Source organism: Halomonas sp. R57-5 (assembly GCF_900070345.1).
In the GTDB taxonomy this organism is placed as follows: Bacteria; Pseudomonadota; Gammaproteobacteria; order Pseudomonadales; family Halomonadaceae; genus Vreelandella; species Vreelandella ventosae_B.
Genome location: NZ_LN813019.1, coordinates 2,278,308 through 2,298,444 on the forward strand (window position 1 = coordinate 2,278,308; position 20,137 = coordinate 2,298,444).

Here is a 20,137-nt window from a genome sequence, read left to right on the forward strand (position 1 = left end):
AACAGGAGTATCGCCATGACTACCTCGAAGCACACACCGCTTAACAAGTTCAAAAAAGCGCTACTTGTCGTTGCTTGTTCCACGCTGGGCGCCATCAGTGTGAATGCCCAAGCGAACGATGTGAACGTGCCCGACACGATCCACTGGACCATTCCTTTTGGTGTAGGCGGTGGAACCGATGTATGGGCACGCTTCTTCTCTACCTGGATGAGTGACCATATTCAAGGTAACCCTACGCTGGTCATCGATAACGTGCCCGGCGGTGGCTCCATTAATGGCAGTAACCTGTTCGCTATGCGTGCGGACTCAGATGGCAGCCAATGGATAGGCACGTCTGCTTCCACCCAGTACCCCGCCATGCTGCAAGACCGGCGTGTACGTTATAGCTACGACGATTGGACACCGATTTTAGCGACCCCCACAGGCGGTGTGGTGTATGCCCAACCTAGCCTGGGCGATAGCGCAGAAGAGGTGCTGAGCGCGGTGACCAACCAGCGCGTTAAATTTGCCGTGCAAAGCCATACAGGGCTGGAGCTGCCGGTATTGATTGCGCTTGATCTGCTGGGTGCTGATGTACAGGCCGTCTCTGGCATGCGTAGCCGTGGAGAAGGGCGGTTAGCCTTTGAGCGCGGCGAGGCGGATATCGACTTTCAAACTACTTCTGCCTATTTCAGCAGCGTAGAACCTCTGGTAGAGAGCGGCCGAGCGGTGCCGCTGTTTTCGCTAGGTGTGCTTAACGACAGCGGCGAGATCGTGCGTGACCCTGCCTTCCCTGACTTGCCAACCTTCAATGAAGTTTACGAAACCTTGCATGGTGAAGCGCCTAGCGGCCCTGCCGCTGAGGCGTATCGCAAGTTCTTTGCCTCCGGGTTCACACTTCAAAAGTTGATCCTGCTACCCAGTGACGCGCCAGATGAACTCATTCAAGAGTATCGCGAAGCGGCACAGCGTTTTGTGGATACAGAAGCGTTTAAAGACGCGGCGGAGGCCCAGCTTGGCCCCTACACGCCGGTGGTGGGTGAGGTCGTCGAGCAGCATCTGCAGGAGGCCATGTCACTTGATGATGCCACGCGACAGTGGTTGGTCGAGTGGCTGCTAGAGCAGCACGGTGCCCGTATTTAACACGCCAGTTAACACAAAAAAGCACTGCTTAAGCGGTGCTTTTGGGCTCCCTTACACTAAACAACATAAGAGCCATGACAATGATAGATGTCTTATTTTCCAGTTTGGGGCAGTTGTTTACTGTTCCCCATATGCTGTACATGGTTATCGGTGTCCTGATTGGGCTGATTGTGGGCATCATCCCTGGACTTGGCGGTATTGCCGGTATGTCGCTTCTGCTGCCTTTCCTCTATGGTATGGAGCCTTCTGTCGCCCTGGGTATGTTGATGGGGTTAGTGGCGGTGATCCCCACTGGCGATACGTTTGCCTCTGTACTGCTTGGGATACCAGGCTCGAGTGCTTCCCAGGCCACCGTGGTGGATGGCTTTGCATTGGCTAAGAAAGGGCAGGCTGCACGAGCGCTCTCTAGTGCATTTCTGTCGTCAATGATTGGCGGCCTGTTCGGTGCGGTGGTGCTCACGGCCTTTATTCTCATCGCCAGGCCTGTTGTGCTGTCATTTTCATCGTCAGAGCTATTTATGTTGACGCTGCTGGGGCTCTCCATGGTGGCGGTTTTGTCTGGTAAGGATGTCTTTAAAGGCATTGCTGCCTGCGGCGTTGGCTTACTGGTTGGCACCATTGGCATGGCGCCAGCTACCGGAGAGTTTCGGCTGCCGTTTGAAATTGACTACCTCTATGACGGTTTGCCGTTAGTGGTGGTAGGTTTAGGTATTTTCGCACTGCCTGAAATCATTGATCTATTGGTGAAGCGTGGCGCGATTGCCGAACAGCCCTGCCAATTGGGCAAAGGCTGGAAAGAGGGTGTAAAGGATGTGGCCAGGAGGCCTGGATTAGTGGCTCGCTGCGCGGGGATTGGCAGCTTGATGGGGACTATCCCAGGCTTGGCGGGCTCGGTGGTGGATTGGCTCMCCTACGGCCACGCGGTGCAGAGCGCCAAGGACAAATCGCAGTTTGGTAAAGGCGATATTCGCGGCGTGATTGCGCCGGAGTCTGCTAATAACGCATGTGCCTGCGGGGCGATGGTGCCTACTTTACTGTTTGGGATACCCGGTTCGGGTACGGCGGCGGTGTTTTTAGGTGGTTTGCTTCTGCTTGGCCTGCAGCCCGGTGTCAGTATGTTAGAGACGAACCTCGATCTGACGTACACCATTATTTGGTCATTAGCGCTGGCTAATATTTTAGGCGCGGCGCTTTGTTTAGGGTTAGCTAGGCCCGTGGCCAGCTTAACCCGGGTGCCATTCGTGATTTTAGCGCCGCTGATTACCATCTTGATCCTCTTCGCCGCCTATCAAGCGACGCGTTCGCTGGGTGATCTATTTGCACTCGGCATTATTGGCGCAATTGGCGTGCTGTTTAAGCAGGCAAACTGGTCTCGCCCCGCCTTTTTGATTGGCTTTGTGCTAGCTCCCGGTGCAGAAGCCTACTTCTATCAAGCCGCTCAGTTTCAAGGTGCAGAAGCCTTTATGCGGCCTGGGGTACTGATCATTGGTGCACTGATTGCGGCATCACTGATTGTCCCCCCTTTACGCAGCTACTTGCACAAGCGCCGCCCAACCGAGAACTCTGCTAAACATGCGCTTCAAGAAGAGGTGGCGCCGCTGTCGCTGGGTGTGATCGATGTGGCATTGCTTGGCAGCCTGTTAGCGGTGGCTGGATATATGTGGTGGGCGTTTGCTGACCTTTCCATGCTAGGGGGCATTATGCCGAGGCTGGCGATTGCCATTATCGTGGCGGCGTGCGTACTGGAAATTATCAGAACGGTCATAAAACCGATGAAGTGGCAAATTCAGACATTAAGCCAGCAGTTGCTCTGGGTAGCCGGTTTCTTTGCCTTGATCGCAAGCGTTATGGTGCTCGGCTTCCTATTTGCCGCCGCGCTATTTTGCCTTGGGTTCTTACTGGTGGTAGCGCGTATGAAGCCCGTTGCTGCCGTGGGTTTAGCGGCTGGCGTGACACTCTTCTTAATGGGGATGGCGAATCTGTTAACGCTTACCTATCCCACAGGGATGTTGGCTGGGTTATAAAATTGACTGCCTCTAAACAAACACAAAAAGCCATTAAATTGGCTTTTTGTGTTTAAAGAAACTAATGATTTGCGCGCTTCGCCATCACAGTGATTTCAATACTGCTTCCGCCGTAGAGGTTAGGGGATTCGGTGCAGGTGCGGGCAGGGTAGCGGCCAGGTTCAAAGTACTCCGCGTAAACAGTGTCCATGTCTTGGATAGCGTGTAGATCCGTGAGGTGGATATCAACCCGCACTATATCCGCTAAGCTGCCGCCTTCCATTTCAAGCATGCGCGAGAGTGCGCGCATCACGAGGCGAGTCTCCTCTTTAACGTCGCCCCGGGTTGCGTGGCCGTTAGAGAGATCGCCAACGGTCAGTCCTGAAATAAACACATAGTGATCATCGACTACCATGTGGCTACCGGGGAAGCTTGGTGTGGGCATGGTAGGGTCATTCATAAAGGTGGGCATACTAGCTCCTTCTAAGTGATGTTCACGCTTACAGTTCTCTTCGACAGATAGTTAACAGTAGTGTTCAGTATCAGTAAAAATGAATGGACGTCGTGGTGAGGCACGTCGCGCTGTCAAAACGGTGATGTTTGCTCTAGGCTTGCGGGTTTTTAGTCGCTGAGGATGATTCAAATGAAGGTCGTACACGTTAACGCAGAGGCCCAGCGCAACGCCTGTCTGGCGCGATTATGCGCTGAGGTTTACGGACAAGAGGCTGGTCTTACGCCGCTGGTTGTATTCACCGGCACCTGCAGTGTGTTTTTTCCGCAAGAAGCAGCGCGGCTGTTTGCTGCTGTTGATAGACAGGGTAAACCTCAAGCGCTGGCACTACTAGTGCTGGACGAGGAGGGCGAGGGCATGACGGTGACTCACGCCTGCGCGCTTGACCAGGCAGATGCCCCGCAGCGTTTGATCAGCGAACTTACTTTGAAAGCCCCACTACGTGTCGAAGTGGATAACGCCGAACAAGAAGCGTTCTATCAAAAAAGTGGCATTAAGCGCTGGTTCGGCGGGGTGGATGGAAAGCGTATTGGCTTGGGCGCTCGCCACCCTGCCAAGAGTATTCGCGAATTAGCGCCTACCCTGGTGTTGGATGAAGCGCTTATCCTGCGTCGCTTTAAACATGACCCTAAGGCGTTTGAAACGGCCAAACAGGCATTTTTGAAGGGCTTAAACGATTTCCCGCAGTCGCTTTAATAGCCCTTGGAAACGCTGCGTTCCAGTTTGTGCAACTAAGTTGCACGTTGTTGCCATGTTATTTACGTGTTGCCCCGATAAAATAAGCATCACGACTAGCTCATTAAAAGAAGGGAGAAGCTGCATGGCATTACCGATAATGGATAACAGTCAACGTTACGGTGCGATTAGCCGCTTGTTGCATTGGGGGATGGCGCTACTGTTTGCTTGGCAGTTTACGAGTGCCACGGCGCACTGGCTTTTTCCCGACACTCCCTTTGAAGAGTTCTTCTGGGGAACCCATTACCCAGTGGGTGTATTGCTACTGACCTTAGTCGTACTGAGAGCGATATGGGCGTTAGCCAATGCGTCGCGTCGCCCGCCATCGGTGAGCGTTATGGCAAAGCTGGGCCATCTTGCACTCTACGGCTTGATGATCGCGATTCCGACGATTGCACTTATTCGCCAGTACGGTTCGGGCCGTTCGCTTGAGGTGTTTGGAATTAATCTGATGTCAGGTTTTGAGGGCGAGGAGATCACCTGGATGACGGATCTCGGCGGTTTGCTCCACGGTGAGCTGGGCTGGACTCTGCTGGCGCTGATCGTAGGGCACATCGTGATGGCCATTTTGCATCGCAAGCTGACCCACCACGATGTGCTGACGCGCATGGCCAGATAATAGCCGGATAATTAGACTACTTCTTTGCTAGCTCGCGCATGGCGGTTTCCAGACCCTCCATGGTCATGGGGTACATGCGGTCATCGATGATCTCGCGGATCAATTGGGTCGAGTAGGTGTACTCCCAGGCTCGGGTCGGCATAGGGTTAAGCCACGCCAGGCGAGGAAACGTTTCGCATAAACGCTTAAGCCAAACGCCGCCCGCTTCGTCGTTAAAGTGCTCGACGCTACCGCCGGGGTGGGTGACCTCATAGGGCGACATGGCCGCGTCACCGACGATCACTACCTGGTAATCCGCGCCGTAGGTGTGCAAAACATCCATGGTCGGGATCCGCTCGTTACCCCGGCGCATGTTGTTACGCCAAACCCCTTCGTAAAGGCAGTTATGGAAGTAGTAGTGCTCCAGATGCTTGAACTCTGAGCGGGCGGCAGAGAACAGTTCTTCGCAGACGCGAATATGGTCATCCATCGAGCCGCCTACATCCAAAAATAGCAGCACCTTCACCGCGTTATGGCGCTCTGGGCGCATCTGCACGTTGAGTAGCCCTGCGTCCTTGGCGGKTTCACGGATGGTGCTATCCACGTCAAACTCATCTAACGCCCCTTGGCGGGCAAACTTGCGCAGGCGACGCAGCGCCATTTTGATGTTTCGGGTGCCCAATTCCAGAGAATCATCGTAATCACGGAAGCGCCGCTCGTCCCAGACCTTGGTGGCACGGCGGTGACGAGAGCCATCCTGGCCAATGCGAATGCCTTCCGGATTGTAGCCGTAGGCGCCAAAGGGGCTAGTGCCGCCGGTGCCGATCCATTTGTTGCCGCCCGCGTGGCGCTCTTTTTGCTCCTCCAGGCGTTTCTTGAACGTTTCGATGAGTTCTTCAAGCCCGCCCAGGGATTCGATTTTGGCTTTCTCTTCATCCGTTAGCTGCTTCTCAAACTCCCGGCGTAGCCAATCATCAGGTATCAGCGCCTCAATGGCGGCGTCCATGTCCTCAAGGCCTTTAAACCAAGCGGCGAAGGCGCGATCAAAGCGGTCGAAGTGACGTTCGTCCTTGACCATCACCGTGCGGGCCACCTGATAGAAAGCTTCCATATCGGCGAACACCACGCCGCGTTCCACCACGGCGTGAAGATCCAACAGCTCGCGCAGCGATACCGGAACGCCCGCGCGCTTTAACGTCTCAAACAGGCCGATAAACATGGCTTAGCGGCCTGTGCCTTTCTGGCGACGGATCATAAACGCCAGGCGTTCCAGCAGTTGAGTGTCCTGCTCGTTTTTGACCAGTGCACCCGCCATCGGCGGCAGCGCTTTGGCTGGGTCGCGGTTGTAGAGCGCCTCTTGAGCAATATTGTCAGCCATCAGTAGCTTGAGCCAGTCGACTAGTTCAGACGTAGACGGTTTTTTCTTCAGGCCTGGCGCTTTACGTAGTTCGAAAAATACCTCTAAGGCCTCGCTGACCAGCCGGGGGGCGATATCCGGGAAGTGAACATCGACAATCGCCTGCATGGTCTCGCGATCAGGGAACTCAATGTAGTGGAAAAAGCAGCGGCGCAGGAACGCATCCGGCAGCTCTTTTTCGTTGTTTGAGGTGATGATTATAATCGGGCGCTGTTCGGCGCGGATGGTTTCGCCAGTTTCGTAAACGTGAAACTCCATACGATCCAGCTCTTGGAGCAGGTCGTTGGGAAATTCGATATCGGCCTTGTCGATCTCGTCGATCAATAACACCACGCGCTCGTTAGCGGTAAAGGCTTCCCACAGCTTGCCGGGCTTGATGTAGTTGGCGACGTTCTCTACACCTTCAACACCTAGCTGGGAATCCCGCAGACGGCTGACGGCATCGTACTCGTATAAACCCTGGGCCGCCTTGGTGCTGGATTTGATATGCCAGGTAATCAGCTGGGTATCGAGAGACTCGGCCAACTCTTCAGCCAGCAGGGTTTTGCCGGTGCCTGGCTCGCCTTTGATCAATAGCGGCCGCTCAAGCACCACGGCAGCATTCACCGCCTGCTTAAGCGCATCAGTTGCGATATAGGAAGAAGTGGATTCAAACGCCATGGGAGAGCCTCGGCTTGTCGAAAGCGGGGTTATAAAAGGATAAACGAATTCAAACAAGTGTACGTGAGGGTCACCCTCAAGGCCAAGAGGTAGTGATAGCTGGCATTCTGCACAACACTGTGCCGAGTGCAGGTTTCCGCGAGGGCGCTGTTAACCCATCCGTGGGCGCTACTTTCGCCATCCATGGCGAAAGACTCTCGCTTCAACCTGCCCTCGCACCGTGTTCTCAAGATATGTTGCAGTTATTTCTAAATCAAAAGCCCTGAAGTCGCTTTTTTATCACCCCTGCCAATTCGGGGGCACTATGCCCTGGCGCTGCATTTGCCGGTATATCGTGGGCCTTGAAACCCCGAGAGCGCGAGCCACGGCGCTAATGTTCCAGTGCTGCTCCTTGAGCATTTCCAACAGTGTGTGATCGCTGTCGCTACCAGCGTCTGCAGGCAGGGGAGTTGCCTGCCGCGTGATGCGTTGGCTTAGGCACTGCTCGGGTAAGTCATGAACGGTGATTTCTTCGTTTTCTGAGGTGGCCAGTGCAAAGGCCAGCGCATTCTTTAGCTGACGGATATTACCGGGCCAGGCGTAGGCGAGCAGGGCGCTAATGGCATCGGCCCGCAGGCGCGGTGATTGGCTGCACCCCCGCTCTTGGATGATGTCATCAAAAACACGGCGGATAACGAAGAGCTTATCGGCGCGGTCGCGTAGCGCGGGAAGGCGCAGTTGGGCCCCGTTAAGGCGGTAATAGAGATCTTCGCGGAACTCACCCTGCTGAATCATCGCATCGATATTGCGATGGGTGGCGGTAATCACCCGAATATCAACCTTTTCAGGCTTATTGGCCCCAAGAGGCATCACTTCTCGCTCGGCCAGTACGCGCAGCAGGCGGGTTTGCAGGGCCAGCGGCATATCGCCGATTTCATCTAAAAACAGTGTGCCGCCGTGGGCTTGGGGAATCAGCCCGCGCATGCCTTTGGCGCGCCCGCCGGTAAAGGCACCGGGCTCGTAACCAAACAGCTCGCTTTCGATTAGCGCTTCGGGAATGGCGGCACAGTTGACCGCGATAAATGGCCCCCTGGCACGGTTGCCGCTGTCATGTAGGGCACGGGCAACCACCTCTTTGCCGGTGCCGGTTTCACCGCTAATCAGCACATTGACGCTGGCTTCGTTGCGTAGCCGCTCAGCCAGCTTCTGCACTTTGCGCATGGCGGGGTCGTCGGCGCCGAGGCGTACCAGTGGTTCAGGCAGACTGGAGGGGAGCGATTGTGCATGCTGAGCAGGTCGCGGGCGGCGGGGCTCCAGCAGACTAATAAAGTAAATGGTGTTGTCGACCCTGGCACGAAAAGCACGCAGTTGATCGTCGGTGGCGCTATTAATGCTGAGCACATCGCCGATCTCGCACTCGAATAGCTCTCCCAGCATGGGAGTGTGATGGGCTGACCAGGGTGGCCAACGGCGCTGGTGTTCACTTATCAGATCACGACCCACTGCGTTGGCGGCAATCACTTGCCCGTTCTCTTCAATGGCGATGAGTCCGCGCCCGTTTACATGCACAAACTCTCGTGAGGTATCCAGCCGCACCATCAGGCAGTCACGGTAGCGCTGGAGAAAATAGGCGTCCTCGATCATCCGTGCGTAGAGCGTTACCAGCGAGAGGCTAAAATTTTGGCTCTCATGCTGGGTGGGTGATTGCAGCGCTGAGATGTCCAGCACGGCCATGACGTTGCCTTGCGGGTCGGCGATGGGCGCGGCAGTGCAGGTAAGCGAAATATGCGAGGCGTCGAAGTGCTCCTGGCGGTGGCAAATGATTGCTTGTCGGTCATGCAGGCAGGTGCCTACTGCACAGGTGCCTGCAAAGCGTTCGTCCCAGTCAGCACCCAGATAGAGGCCTGCCCGGCGCAGTTGCTGGTCTTGGTTAGGGTCGCCGCGAAACTCGACGGTTATCCCGCGGTGGTCGGTGAGTAGCAGCACGTAGCCTAGCTGGGCGATTTGTTGATAGAGCTGGTCAACCCCAGCGCGTGCCACGTGTAAAAGTTCATCGACAGATTCCCGGTGCTCAATCAGGGTTTGCTGGGGCACCACCCGAGCTGGGCGTGGCTGGGTGGGATCGAGTTGGTACTCGTTTAGACAGCGCAGCCAGGAGCGTCGAATGGTTTGCTGGGCCGGTAGCTGCGGAACTTCCAGGCCTTCGCCGAGCTGGAAAATATGCTCAATATGCTGGCGCTGGACGGATTGCAGCCGTGCAGGCAGAGGCGATTGAGTAGGCATGGCGTGGTTCACCGTGGGGCTTGTTATTGTCCTTCCAGCCTATGCGCTCTGGCGTGGGTGTCAACGCGGCGCTATTACGCCGTTAGTCGTGCGTTACACCTGTAACGCCGTTTACAACTAAACGTGACAGGTGTACGCCTTGTGCGACGCCTAATAGATATCTGCTTTTTTAGAATTGTTTATATTTTTCAGATGCTTGTGGTTTATATGAAATGATTGGCACGGCGGGTGCTTAGAGTTGGGTGTCTCAACAGCAATTCAACAATAACAAACGATGGAGTACTCGCTATGTCCGAAATATCGGCACAAACCCAGCAAACCGCCACGGCCACTGTCCAAGGGTGGCTGAGTGATTTTGATAAAGCGCTGCAAGGCCAGGATATCCAGCGTGTCTTGTCGCTATTTAATGAGGAGTGCTACTGGCGCGACTTTGTAACCTTTACCTGGAATTTAAAAACCTGTGAGGGAAAAGATGCTATTCAGGCCATGCTCAATGCAACCCTGGAGAACGTGCGTCCTTCGAACTGGCAGCTAGAAGGCGAAGCTACCCAGAACGGCGATACCAGTGAGGCGTGGTTTACCTTCGAGACAGCGGTCGCCAGCGGCAAAGGCTACCTGCGCCTTAAAGACGGCAAGTGCTGGACGCTGCTAACGACTATGCAAGCGCTCAACGATTTTCCCGAACCGCGTAATCACAACCGTCCGAAAGGGGCCGAGCATGGCGCCAACAAACAGCGTGAAACCTGGCTAGAAGCACGGGAGCGCGAAGAGGCAGAGCTTGGCTATACCCAACAGCCTTACTGCGTAATCATCGGCGGAGGCCAAGGTGGGATTGGCCTTGGGGCCCGGCTGAAGCAGATGGGCGTGCCGACCATTATTATCGAGCGCAACGAGCGAGCCGGGGACTCCTGGCGCAAGCGCTATAAGTCGCTCTGCCTGCATGATCCAGTCTGGTACGACCACCTTCCCTATATTCCTTTCCCTGAAAACTGGCCGGTGTTTGCCCCCAAAGACAAGGTGGGCGATTGGCTGGAGATGTACACAAAAGTGATGGAGCTCAATTATTGGAGTTCCACTGAGTGTCAGAATGCACGTTATGACGAAGCCGCAGGCGAGTGGGTGGTTAACGTTAAGCGCAACGGCGAAGAGATCACGCTACGCCCGAAACAGCTGGTAATGGCCACCGGGATGTCGGGCATGCCCAATGTGCCGACATTTCCGGGCGCAGAGAGCTTCGCAGGCGAACAGCAGCACTCCAGTCAGCATCCAGGGCCGGATGCTTACGCGGGCAAGAAGTGTGTGATTGTAGGCTCGAATAACTCTGCTCACGATATTGCCGCGGCACTTTGGGAGCACGACGCCGATGTGACCATGCTGCAGCGTTCATCCMCCCATATTGTGAAGTCGGATTCATTGATGGAGGAAGTGCTGGGGCCGCTCTACTCCGAAGAGGCGGTGGCCAATGGCTTAACCCACGACAAGGCTGATCTGATTTTTGCCTCGATTCCCTACAAGGTGCTGCCAGATTTTCAGCGTCCGGCGTTTGAGGCAATCAAACAGCGCGACGCCGAGTTCTATCAGAAGCTGGAAGATGCGGGCTTTCTGCTCGATTTCGGTGACGATGGCTCGGGGCTGTTTTTGAAGTATCTACGCCGGGGCTCAGGTTATTACATCGATGTGGGGGCCTGCGATTTGGTGGCCAACGGCGATATCAAGCTACGCAGCGGCGTAGGCATTGAGCGCATCAATCCCCACTCCATCACACTCACCGATGGCAGTGAGCTAGCGGCAGATTTGATCGTTTACGCGACTGGCTATGGCTCCATGAACGGCTGGGCGGCCAGGCTTATCTCCCAAGAGGTGGCGGATAAAGTCGGCAAGTGCTGGGGCCTGGGCTCTGACACCACCAAAGACCCCGGCCCTTGGGAGGGCGAGCTGCGCAATATGTGGAAACCCACCCAGCAAGAGGCGCTGTGGTTCCACGGCGGCAACCTGCACCAGTCGCGGCACTACTCACACTATTTAGCGCTGCAGTTAAAGGCACGAATGGAGGGGCTGGAAACGCCTGTCTATGGGCTGCAGCCGGTTCATCATACGTCTTAACAGGAAGGGTAACCCATGAGTCAATCAAGCATGCAGGCAGCTGTGTGGTACGCGGCAAAAGATCTTCGCGTTGAGCAAGTTTCGGTTCCCACTATCAGCGACCCCCATGAAGTGAAGGTGAAAGTCGCCGCCTGTGGCATTTGCGGCAGTGATCTGCACGAGTATGCTGCCGGGCCGATTTTTATTCCGGTAGGTAAGCCGCACCCGATCAGTGGCGAGCAGGCGCCGATCATTATGGGCCATGAATTTGCCGGGGAAGTGGTCGAGGTCGGCGATAAGGTAACGCGAGTAAAAGTGGGCGACCGCGTCGCCATTGAACCGATTCTCTCGCCCAATAAAGACGGCGCCTACCAAATGGAGCGCTATAACCTGACGCCCTTGCTTGGCTTTCATGGCCTCTCGGGCGGTGGTGGTGGCTTCTCGGAGTTCACCGTGATGGGTGAGCACATGGTACATAAGCTGCCGGATGAGCTTAGCTACGAGCAGGGCGCTCTGGTAGAGCCCGCGGCGGTAGCGCTGCATGCGGTGCGCCAAAGCTGCCTGAAAGCCGAGGATAGCGCGGTAGTATTTGGCGCTGGACCAATCGGTTTGATGACTATTGAGGCTCTTAAGGCCGCAGGAGCTGCGCAGATTTATGCAGTGGAAGTGGCACCATCTCGTAAGGCCAAAGCTGAAGCGCTAGGGGCCACTGTGGTTGATCCGCAACAGGAGGATCCAGTGGCGAAATTACAAGCCTTGAGCGGTGGCGGGGTAGACGTGGCGTTTGAGGTGACCGGAATTCCTGCCGTGCTCAATCAGGCGCTGAATAGCACCCACGAAGGGGGTGAAGTGGTGGTGGTGAGTATTTGGGAAGGAGAGGCCAGCTTTCAGCCTAACGACCTCGTCATCAAAGAGCGTACCATGAAGGGCATTATCGCCTATCGCCATGTTTACCCAGCGGTGATGGCGTTGATGCAGCGGGGCTACTTCCGCGCCGAGGATATGGTCACCCAGCGCATTCCACTGGCGGATATCGTGGAGGAGGGCTTTGAGGCGCTGCTAAGCGACAAAGCCCAGGTGAAAATTATCGTGACACCCTAGCCACTATCTTGAGGATTTTTAAGCGCTAACGAACTCACATGATTCTTTGTGATGCACAAAGGCTGAAAATTGCGCAATGGTGGTGCACTTTATTTGTTGCAGTGCGAAAAAGATCAATGCGAATCAAGTGGTATTATATTAAGTTGTTGTTTTATAGGTTTTTTTTAAAAAGTGGCACGCAGATCGCAATATATATGGCAAAGGGTGATTGAATAGAGAAGCACCATTCACTATCTAGCTTCTCTGCCTTCTTCATCCACGTTGTTACCACCTGGTAGCAACACACCGAGTGAGCTGGCGTGCTCCACCTGGGTCCCCTTCGGGGGACTTTTTTTATGCCTGTATTTTATGTCTTAGTTTGATGTTTGAGCTTTATGACCGAGTTTTATAAATAGAAAAACTATCAGGGCGCACTTTCTTATAACAATATTTCACAAGACATTTGGAAACAGTGTTCGTATACTACAGTCTGTATAGGAAAGTTGGATAGCAACTACCGCAATCCCCAAGCGCAAGGAACTGCGCGCTGCATAGAGGATGACCCTGATGAGTAATATGAAACTGATTTCTGCTGCTGTTATCACCGCTAGCTTTGCACTGGCAAGCCAAGCGGCACTGGCTTATAACGCTGGTGACGTATTTGTTCGTGGCGGCGTTGCCCAAACGGATACGGGTTCAGGTAATGGCAATCTGAATGGTGATTCACTGAACGTGCAGAGCGCTCGCGGCTTCACCTTTGGTGCTGGTTACCTGTTCACCGATAAGGTGGGCGTTGAGCTCAACAGCTCTGAGAAGTTCGAGCACGATCTGAATACATCTGCTTTGGGCGATGTGGGTAGCGTAGATCGTCTGCCTGTTAACCTATTAGTTAACTATTATCCAATGGGTGGTCTGGATTCCAAAGTTCAGCCTTACGTGGGTGCTGGCCTTAACTACACACGCTTCTCTGGCGAGCCTAGCGGTGTAAACGTTGATGAGAGCTACGGCGCCATCGGCCAAGTGGGCGTTGATCTGGCCGTGACTGACAATATCATGCTCAATGGCTACGCCAGCTATGCTGACGTAAACGCTGATATCAATGTGGGCGGTGAAGTCGACATTGAACCCGTCACCATTGGCGGTGGTGTTACTTACCGCTTCTAAGTTTCGTTTCTAAGTTCCATCTGGCTTCTCCTGATAGCCAGACACAATTCAACGCCCGGCCATGTGCCGGGCGTTGTTTTTTGCGCTTGGAAAGAGGGCTTAGGGCGTGAGGTTCGCAAAACCACTTTCAGTCACCGCCACATTATCTTCAACACGAATACCGCCACAGGGCGTAAGTTGGTCGACGAGTTGCCAGTTGATGGGTAGGTCAGTATTGCGCAGCGGAGCGAGTAGCATATTGATAAAATACAGCCCAGGCTCGATGGTGACGACCATGCCTGGACGCAGTGTGCGTGTAAGCCGTAGCGCTGGGTGCTGCTCTGGGGCAGGGGCKGGTGTGCCATCCGGGTGGCGCAACCCGGCCACATCGTGTACCTGGAGGCCCAGCGAGTGTCCCAGCCCATGAGGGCAGAATGCCCGTGTAACGCCTTCGGCCACCGCTTGTTCGGCGGAACCTTTAAACAGGTCGTTAGCCACCAATATTTCACCTAGCTGCTGATGCATCTGCTTGTGGAGTGTCAAAAAGCTAACCCCAGGCGCAACGCCTCTCACTAGTTCTTTCTTTAAACCCTGCATAGCGGTAACCAGTTCGCCAAACGCGACGGGGGCATCGGGGCCTGCATAGGTACGGGTAATATCGGCGCAGTAACCGCGAAAGCGGCGGCCAGCATCAACTAGCAGGCTGTAGCGCTGTTTCGGCGCGGTAAGGTCGTAGTATTGATAATGCAGCACGCCTGCGTGCTCATTTAAGCCAATAATATTTTGGTAAGGCACGTGTGATTCGCGCTGACGGCTAGCCCCCAGGTACGCCAACTGAATATCCAGTTCAGCGGATGCACCAATAAAAGCGGCTTGCGCCGCCTGATGGCCTGCTATCGCTAAGCGGTTGGCTTCACGAAGACAGGCGATCTCGTAGGGCGTTTTAAATAGCCGTAACTCATCAAGCGCCTTTATAACTGGTTCGGGCTGAATATCAGCCTTTGACGCCAGTTGGGCGCCGGAGGTGAGTCGCTCAATATCGCCAATAACGGCGGTATTGCCGGTCAGTGGGGGGGAGACTTTATCGCTGCATAAGTGAATATCGAACGCCGCTACCCAGGGCTCTTCAGGTAGGTGAGTGGGCAAGTGCCAAAAATCAGCGGGTGCATATAAGTAGAGCTGTGGGCGCTCTCCCGGCTGAATAACCAGCCAGCTATGCTGTACATCGGCTAAACCCACCCAGTGCATAAAGTGCCCATAGGTTTGAAAAGGCGGCGTATGGTCATCAGCAAAGTGGTCGCTGGCGTGACCGCTATAAATCGCCAGACTATCCAGCTTGTGGTCAGCCAACATTTCTGCATAAGCATGCTGCAGGTGCGCTATATGATCGCGTTGCAAATTAAATAAGGTAGTTGACATATAAAGCTATGCCCTCTGTTAAGTAAGCTTTCTCAAATACGCTTTTTCAAATACGTGTTCAGGCACGCGGCGGAGTAAGCTCACTCCAGAACCCGTCGAGCTCAGCATGGTGATGGCTTTGGTGGCGGTATAACCGTAGCTCCATGGGTACATCCCAGCGGCTATCGCCCGCTCTTACCAGGGTGCCTTGAGCAAGCTCTGCGGCCACGTTGCGTTCTGGCAACCAGCTCATTCCATAGCCCAGTAGCACCAGCTCTTTAATACCCGCCGCGTAGAGGTTTTCACTCTGTGCGGTTAAAAAGGTGGTTTGCGGAAGCCTGGCTAAATGCGCTTTCACCGCAGACCCCAACAACCCGCGCTTGGGATAGGCAAGCCAGGGCAATGGCTGAGAGCGCGACCCTGGCAACAGCGCGCGGGGTTCTCCCTCTGGGCTTAGCCCGGTCACTGGAATCAGTCGTTCATGCCCAATCACGCGATAGTTGCAGGCACTGGTATCGATATCCAGATCGCAGCGACCAATTGGCCAGTAACAGATCGCCAGGTCGCACTCCGCCCGCGCTAAGGCTTGAAAGTAATCATTGGCCACCCAGCCGGTCGCCCGCAAATAGGGCTGCACGCGATCTTGCCAACCCGTGGAGGCCAGCCATTCAGGTAAAAAGTGCGGCAATAGGCTCTGCGGTGCGGCAACCATAATACGTCGCTGCTGGCCTGCGTTAATCTCACGCACCCGGTCACGGGTCAGCCGCACGCGTTCTGTCACCTGTTCGCACAGGGTCAAAAACTCCTCCCCAGCAGGGGTGAGCGAGAGCGGTAGCGTTTGCCGATTAATCAGCGTTACGCCCATCTCCTCCTCAAGCAGTTTAATCCGCCGGGAGAAGGTGGGCTGGGTAACGTGTTGATCATCTGCTGCGCGAGAAAAATGCCGTGTTCTGGCCAGGGCGATAAAATCTTCTAGCCAGCGAATTTCCATGCGCTACCTCTTAATGCAGGAATCAATAGCCGCCTCACAGGCGCCCCTCCTCAACAGCGTGGCACGCGACACGGGTTCCGTCATCCTGGGTTTGCAGTACGGGAATCTCTTGCTTGCAGCGTGTGTTGGCATGGGGGCAACGGCCATGGAACACGCAGCCGCTGGGTAGATTAACCGGGGTCGGCACTTCGCCGGTTAGCCGAATATGCTGGGGGCGGTCGTCCTTCAAGCGCGGAATCGCCGAGAGCAGCGCCTGGGTATAGGGGTGGCGCGGCTTTTCAAACAGCGTTGCCGTGGTAGCAATTTCACACACCGTGCCTAAGTACATCACTGCCACGCGGGTACCAAAGTGCTCTACAACGGCTAGATCGTGGGTGATAAACAGATAGGTCAGGTTGCGCTCTTGCTGGGCTTCCATTAGCAGGTTGAGCACCTGGGCTTGAATGGAGACGTCCAGTGCGGAAATGGGCTCATCGGCAACGATAAACTCAGGGTCAACGGCCAGGGCACGGGCAATGGCGATACGCTGGCGCTGGCCGCCGGAGAACTCGTGGCCAAAGCGCTTACCCCAGTCCGGGTCGATACCCACCGAGCGCATTACCTCTTCCACCTTGTCGAGAATCTGCGGCCGTTTCCAGTCAGGGTGGTGCAGACGCAGCGGCTCTTCCAGGGTTTGCTGAATCGTCATACGCGGGTTGAGCGACGCATAGGGGTTCTGGAAGATCATCTGCATGCGCTTGCGATACGGCAGTAGCTGGCGGGAGCTTAAGTTATCAATGCGGTTGCCGTCGTAGCGTATCTCACCTTCAGACGGGGTTAGCAGCCCCATCACGGTGCGTGCCACGGTGGACTTACCGCAGCCTGACTCGCCCACCACACACAGCGCTTCACCGCGTTTGATATCCAGGTTGACGCCGTTAATTGCGTGAACGTGCTCCTGGTGGCGTACCAATTTGCCGCCCTTAAAGCGCAGCTGATCTAGAAAATCCCCGGAGAGAGAAAAACGCTTTTTTAGATCGCGAATTTGCAGCAGCGAATCAGCGCTCTCTTCATTCTGCGTGTGAGGAGCGTTAAGCGTTTCTGCCTGTGCACTCATAAGGTTTCCTCTTTCAAACGGCGATCTTCGAGCATTTCAGCGACCATATGACACGCCACACGGCAGTTGCCGGATTCAACAAATTCAGGCACCTGCTGGGTGCAGGCGGGGCGGGGCTGACCATCGGCACGATTGATGAAATCGCAGCGCGGATGAAACGCGCAGCCGCTGGGGAGGTTGGAGAGCGATGGCATGCTGCCGCGAATCTGATTGAGCCTTTCGCCCGGCGTTGCCATTTGCGGCAGGGCGTTGATTAACCCCTGGGTATAGGGGTGCTGCGGGTCGTTAATAATTTCCCGGGTTGGGCCTTGCTCAATGACTCGACCAGCGTACATAACCAGCATGCGCTGGGTGACCTGGCTAACCACGCCCAGGTCGTGGGTGATCAGAATCAGTCCCACGTTATGCTGCTCGCAAAGGTCCAGCAGCAGCGCCATGATCTCGGCCTGGATCGTCACGTCGAGTGCCGTGGTGGGCTCGTCGGCGATAATAATGTCCGGGTCGAGCAGCAGCGCAATGGCGATAATAATCCGCTGACGCATACCGCCGGAAAGCTCGTGAGGGTATTGATCCAAGCGCGTATCCGGCGAGGGAATTTGCACCTGACGCAGCTTGTCCAGGGCAATCGCGCGAGCCTCTTTGGAAGAGATGCGTCGGTGCGCTTTTAAGCACTCGACCATCTGCTCGCCAATGGAGAGCACCGGATTCAGTGTCATCATCGGGTCTTGAAAGATCATTGAAACGCGATTGCCGCGCACTTTTCGCAGGCCACGTTCAGACATGCGGTTAAGCACCTGGCCGTCAAACGTCACCGTGCCACCGGCGATAAAGCCGGGTTTGGCAATCAGGTTGAGTAGCGAGAACGCGGCGACGGATTTACCCGCGCCGGACTCACCGACAATGCCCAGGCGCTCACCACGCTCAAGACTGAAACTAATATCGCGCAGGGCGTGTACGTCACCTTGGCGCAGCGCAAAGCGGACATCGAGGTTGTTGACTTCAAGTAGTGCCATGGTGTCCTCAGCCTTTGTAGAGTCGTGGGTTCATGACATCACGCAGCCAATCGCCGAGTAGATTGATCGACAGCACCAGCACCACCAGTACGGCACCCGGAATCAAGGTGATCCACCAGGAGCCGGACTGGATATAGTCAAAGCCTGATTTGATCAATGAGCCCAGCGACGGGTGCGTCTCTGGCATGCCCAGCCCCAAAAACGACAGTGCCGCTTCAGAGATAATCGCGTTGGCAATCTGCACGGTGGAGATAACAAAGATCGGCGACATGGTGTTGGGCAGCACGTGGCGGAACATAATCCGTTTGCTGCGTAGCCCCATCACTCGGGCAGCATCAACGTACTCTTTGTTTTTCTCTGCCAGCACCGAGGCGCGCACGGTGCGCGCATATTGGGGCCATTCGGCCAGGCCTATAATCAGGATCAGCATCATCACCGCGTACTGGCTATAGAAGGCGCTGCCCATGGTTGCTTTAACCAGGGCACCCACCACGATAGCTACCATTAAGGTCGAGAAGGAGAGCTGAATATCTGCCAGGCGCATCAAGATAGAGTCAMCGCGTCCGCCCAGGTAGCCTGCCATGAGGCCAAAAGTGACCCCCAGCAGTGCCTGCAAAATAACCGCGCCGAAGCCGATCAGTAGCGAGACACGGGTGCCATACAGCACCACCGACCACAAATCGCGCCCCTGAGCATCGGTGCCCAGGGCAAAGCGCTCGTCGGCGCCGTTGATCCAGAAGGGCGGCAGCTCGGATGACATGATGTCGATCTGAGAGAGATCATAAGGGTTCGTAGGCGCCAGCAGCGGTGAGGCAAAAGCTGCGATCACCATACAGATAAACACGGCCAGGCAGAGCTGGGCAGTGTAATCACGTTTAAAGCTGTACCACATATAAGAGTCGCGTAGGCGTGCCCAGCGGCTGGGGGTGGCGCTCGCGGAGGAATTCGTTGTCGTACTCATGCGGGCTTCCCAGTCAGTTTAACGGTGGGGTTCACGAAACCGTAGATCAGATCCACAATCGTATTGGTGACCACAAAAATAACCCCGACAATCATCAGGTAGGTCACGATCAGCGGGATATCGGCGCGGTTAATCGCGTCTAGGAACATCAGACCCATCCCCGGCCATTGGAAAACGGTTTCGGTCAAAATGGTGTAGGCCACCATGGTGCCGATCTGCACGCCGCCCACGGTAATCACCGGCAGCATGGTGTTCTTTAGGGCATGCACGAAATAGACCCGGCGCATCGAAATGCCTTTAGCACGGGCATACTTCACGTACTCCGACTGCAGGACTTCCATCATTTCGGCGCGAATCAGGCGGATAAACAGCGGTAGCATGATAGAGGCTAGCGATACGGCCGGTAGTACTAAGTGTTGTAGGCCATCCCAGGTGGCCAGATTGGTATCCCAGTGACCCACCACATTGACCAAGTCATTGCCACGCCCAAAGGAGGGCATATTGCCTTGGGTAGAGAAGAAGTCATTGAGCCACGCACCCCAACCGGTACTTTCGGGGAATAGCGTAACGGTGACGCCAATGGCAAAAATTTGAATCAGTACAATGGCGGTCAAAAACACCGGAATCGAAATACCGATGATTGATATGCCCATAAACAGTCGCGATATCGGCGAGCGTGGCTTGATTGCGCTGTAAACCCCTATGGGTACTGAGAAAATCACAATAATTAGCGTTGCCGCAAATACCAGTTCCAGGGTGGCGGGTAAATGGCGGGCGATCACTTCTAACGCCGGCTCGCGGTAGAAGTACGAGTAGCCAAAATCACCTTGCACGGCATTTTTGGCAAAGCGGACGTACTGCACCAGAAACGGGTCATTGAGGCCAAAACGCTCGCGAATTTCCGCACGCTCACTTTCCGGCACAGACTGGCCGACCATCTGCTGTATAGGGTCACCCAGGTTATCCTGAATGGCGAAGGCCAGCACGCTGATGACAAACATCACCAAAATCGCGTGCATCAGCCGCTTGATTAAAAAGGCAATCATGGCGTACGCCACCTATGTG

At 55.2% G+C, this 20,137-nt stretch carries 17 protein-coding genes; 7 read left to right on the forward strand and 10 right to left on the reverse strand.

Going from position 1 to position 20,137, the window contains the following annotated elements:
• Positions 1–15: 15 nt before the first annotated feature.
• Together HALO_RS10435 and HALO_RS10440 are read left to right on the forward strand one after the other, a co-directional pair.
• On the forward strand, positions 16–1,122 hold the full coding sequence (locus HALO_RS10435) for a tricarboxylate transporter (protein ID WP_035579920.1): 1,107 nt from the start codon (positions 16–18) through the stop codon (positions 1,120–1,122).
• An 80-nt stretch (positions 1,123–1,202) separates the two neighbouring features.
• Complete coding sequence (locus tag HALO_RS10440) at positions 1,203–3,146, forward strand: tripartite tricarboxylate transporter permease (protein WP_050713403.1); 1,944 nt, start codon at positions 1,203–1,205, stop codon at positions 3,144–3,146.
• Between the two features lie 61 nt (positions 3,147–3,207).
• Here the strand turns inward: HALO_RS10440 and HALO_RS10445 are convergent, their stop codons facing one another.
• Positions 3,208–3,597, reverse strand: coding sequence for a RidA family protein (locus HALO_RS10445; RefSeq protein ID WP_035579916.1), 390 nt, complete (start codon positions 3,595–3,597; stop codon positions 3,208–3,210).
• Positions 3,598–3,768: 171 nt separating this feature from the next.
• Between HALO_RS10445 and HALO_RS10450 the strand changes: the two genes are divergently transcribed.
• Entirely contained in the window at positions 3,769–4,332 is a 564-nt protein-coding gene (locus HALO_RS10450) for a hypothetical protein (protein WP_035579914.1), read from the forward strand.
• 124 nt (positions 4,333–4,456) lie between these two features.
• Entirely contained in the window at positions 4,457–4,990 is a 534-nt protein-coding gene (locus HALO_RS10455) for a cytochrome b (RefSeq protein WP_035579912.1), read from the forward strand.
• Positions 4,991–5,006: 16 nt separating this feature from the next.
• Here HALO_RS10455 and HALO_RS10460 read toward each other — a convergent pair whose 3' ends face one another.
• From HALO_RS10460 to HALO_RS10470, 3 genes are all read right to left on the reverse strand, one after another.
• Positions 5,007–6,188, reverse strand: a complete 1,182-nt coding sequence (locus HALO_RS10460; RefSeq protein ID WP_050713404.1) for a vWA domain-containing protein — start codon at positions 6,186–6,188, stop codon at positions 5,007–5,009.
• Between the two features lie 3 nt (positions 6,189–6,191).
• Positions 6,192–7,046, reverse strand: a complete 855-nt coding sequence (locus HALO_RS10465) for an AAA family ATPase (RefSeq protein ID WP_035579908.1) — start codon at positions 7,044–7,046, stop codon at positions 6,192–6,194.
• Between the two features lie 279 nt (positions 7,047–7,325).
• Positions 7,326–9,308 carry a sigma-54-dependent Fis family transcriptional regulator gene (locus HALO_RS10470; RefSeq protein WP_035579906.1) on the reverse strand — a complete coding sequence of 661 codons (1,983 nt, stop codon included), beginning with the start codon at positions 9,306–9,308 and terminating at the stop codon, positions 7,326–7,328.
• 288 nt (positions 9,309–9,596) lie between these two features.
• Between HALO_RS10470 and HALO_RS10475 the strand changes: the two genes are divergently transcribed.
• The 3 genes from HALO_RS10475 (at position 9,597) to HALO_RS10485 (ending at position 13,634) form a co-directional block, all read left to right on the forward strand.
• Positions 9,597–11,411 carry an NAD(P)/FAD-dependent oxidoreductase gene (locus HALO_RS10475; RefSeq protein WP_050713405.1) on the forward strand — a complete coding sequence of 605 codons (1,815 nt, stop codon included), beginning with the start codon at positions 9,597–9,599 and terminating at the stop codon, positions 11,409–11,411.
• Positions 11,412–11,426: 15 nt separating this feature from the next.
• The gene (locus HALO_RS10480) at positions 11,427–12,491 is read left to right on the forward strand and encodes a 2,3-butanediol dehydrogenase (RefSeq protein ID WP_269449325.1); all 1,065 of its coding nucleotides are present in this window, start codon (positions 11,427–11,429) and stop codon (positions 12,489–12,491) included.
• A 546-nt stretch (positions 12,492–13,037) separates the two neighbouring features.
• Positions 13,038–13,634 carry an OmpW/AlkL family protein gene (locus HALO_RS10485; RefSeq protein ID WP_172821670.1) on the forward strand — a complete coding sequence of 199 codons (597 nt, stop codon included), beginning with the start codon at positions 13,038–13,040 and terminating at the stop codon, positions 13,632–13,634.
• 99 nt (positions 13,635–13,733) lie between these two features.
• Here HALO_RS10485 and pepQ read toward each other — a convergent pair whose 3' ends face one another.
• The 6 genes from pepQ to HALO_RS10515 are packed head-to-tail and all read right to left on the reverse strand — an operon-like array spanning position 13,734 to position 20,118.
• Positions 13,734–15,032: a Xaa-Pro dipeptidase gene (gene pepQ, locus HALO_RS10490; RefSeq protein ID WP_035579895.1), complete on the reverse strand. Its 1,299-nt coding sequence runs from the start codon at positions 15,030–15,032 to the stop codon at positions 13,734–13,736.
• Positions 15,033–15,090: 58 nt separating this feature from the next.
• Positions 15,091–16,002: a LysR family transcriptional regulator gene (locus tag HALO_RS10495; RefSeq protein ID WP_035579893.1), complete on the reverse strand. Its 912-nt coding sequence runs from the start codon at positions 16,000–16,002 to the stop codon at positions 15,091–15,093.
• Positions 16,003–16,036: 34 nt separating this feature from the next.
• Positions 16,037–17,098 (reverse strand): ABC transporter ATP-binding protein, encoded by a 1,062-nt coding sequence (locus HALO_RS10500; RefSeq protein ID WP_035579892.1) that lies wholly within the window; start codon positions 17,096–17,098, stop codon positions 16,037–16,039.
• Entirely contained in the window at positions 17,095–18,111 is a 1,017-nt protein-coding gene (locus HALO_RS10505; RefSeq protein ID WP_035579890.1) for an ABC transporter ATP-binding protein, read from the reverse strand. Before HALO_RS10505 ends, HALO_RS10500 begins: the two co-directional genes overlap by 4 nt.
• Positions 18,112–18,118: 7 nt before the next feature.
• A complete protein-coding gene (locus tag HALO_RS10510) occupies positions 18,119–19,072 on the reverse strand; it encodes an ABC transporter permease (RefSeq protein WP_050713406.1) in 954 nt (317 codons plus the stop codon).
• A complete protein-coding gene (locus HALO_RS10515) occupies positions 19,069–20,118 on the reverse strand; it encodes an ABC transporter permease (RefSeq protein WP_035579886.1) in 1,050 nt (349 codons plus the stop codon). The genes HALO_RS10510 and HALO_RS10515 overlap by 4 nt, the downstream gene beginning before the upstream one ends.
• Between the last annotated feature and the right edge of the window lie 19 nt (positions 20,119–20,137).

Excerpts from the sequence above, each read along its gene's own strand:
- HALO_RS10485 (WP_172821670.1), top strand. The coding sequence starts at position 13,038 with ATGAGTAATATGAAACTGATTTCTGCTGCTGTTATCACCGCTAGCTTT.
- HALO_RS10445 (WP_035579916.1), bottom strand. The coding sequence starts at position 3,597 with ATGCCCACCTTTATGAATGACCCTACCATGCCCACACCAAGCTTCCCC.
- HALO_RS10515 (WP_035579886.1), bottom strand. The coding sequence starts at position 20,118 with ATGATTGCCTTTTTAATCAAGCGGCTGATGCACGCGATTTTGGTGATG.
- HALO_RS10480 (WP_269449325.1), top strand. The coding sequence starts at position 11,427 with ATGAGTCAATCAAGCATGCAGGCAGCTGTGTGGTACGCGGCAAAAGAT.
- HALO_RS10435 (WP_035579920.1), top strand. The coding sequence starts at position 16 with ATGACTACCTCGAAGCACACACCGCTTAACAAGTTCAAAAAAGCGCTA.
- HALO_RS10500 (WP_035579892.1), bottom strand. The coding sequence starts at position 17,098 with ATGAGTGCACAGGCAGAAACGCTTAACGCTCCTCACACGCAGAATGAA.
- HALO_RS10495 (WP_035579893.1), bottom strand. The coding sequence starts at position 16,002 with ATGGAAATTCGCTGGCTAGAAGATTTTATCGCCCTGGCCAGAACACGG.
- HALO_RS10465 (WP_035579908.1), bottom strand. The coding sequence starts at position 7,046 with ATGGCGTTTGAATCCACTTCTTCCTATATCGCAACTGATGCGCTTAAG.
- HALO_RS10450 (WP_035579914.1), top strand. The coding sequence starts at position 3,769 with ATGAAGGTCGTACACGTTAACGCAGAGGCCCAGCGCAACGCCTGTCTG.
- HALO_RS10505 (WP_035579890.1), bottom strand. The coding sequence starts at position 18,111 with ATGGCACTACTTGAAGTCAACAACCTCGATGTCCGCTTTGCGCTGCGC.
- HALO_RS10455 (WP_035579912.1), top strand. The coding sequence starts at position 4,457 with ATGGCATTACCGATAATGGATAACAGTCAACGTTACGGTGCGATTAGC.
- HALO_RS10470 (WP_035579906.1), bottom strand. The coding sequence starts at position 9,308 with ATGCCTACTCAATCGCCTCTGCCTGCACGGCTGCAATCCGTCCAGCGC.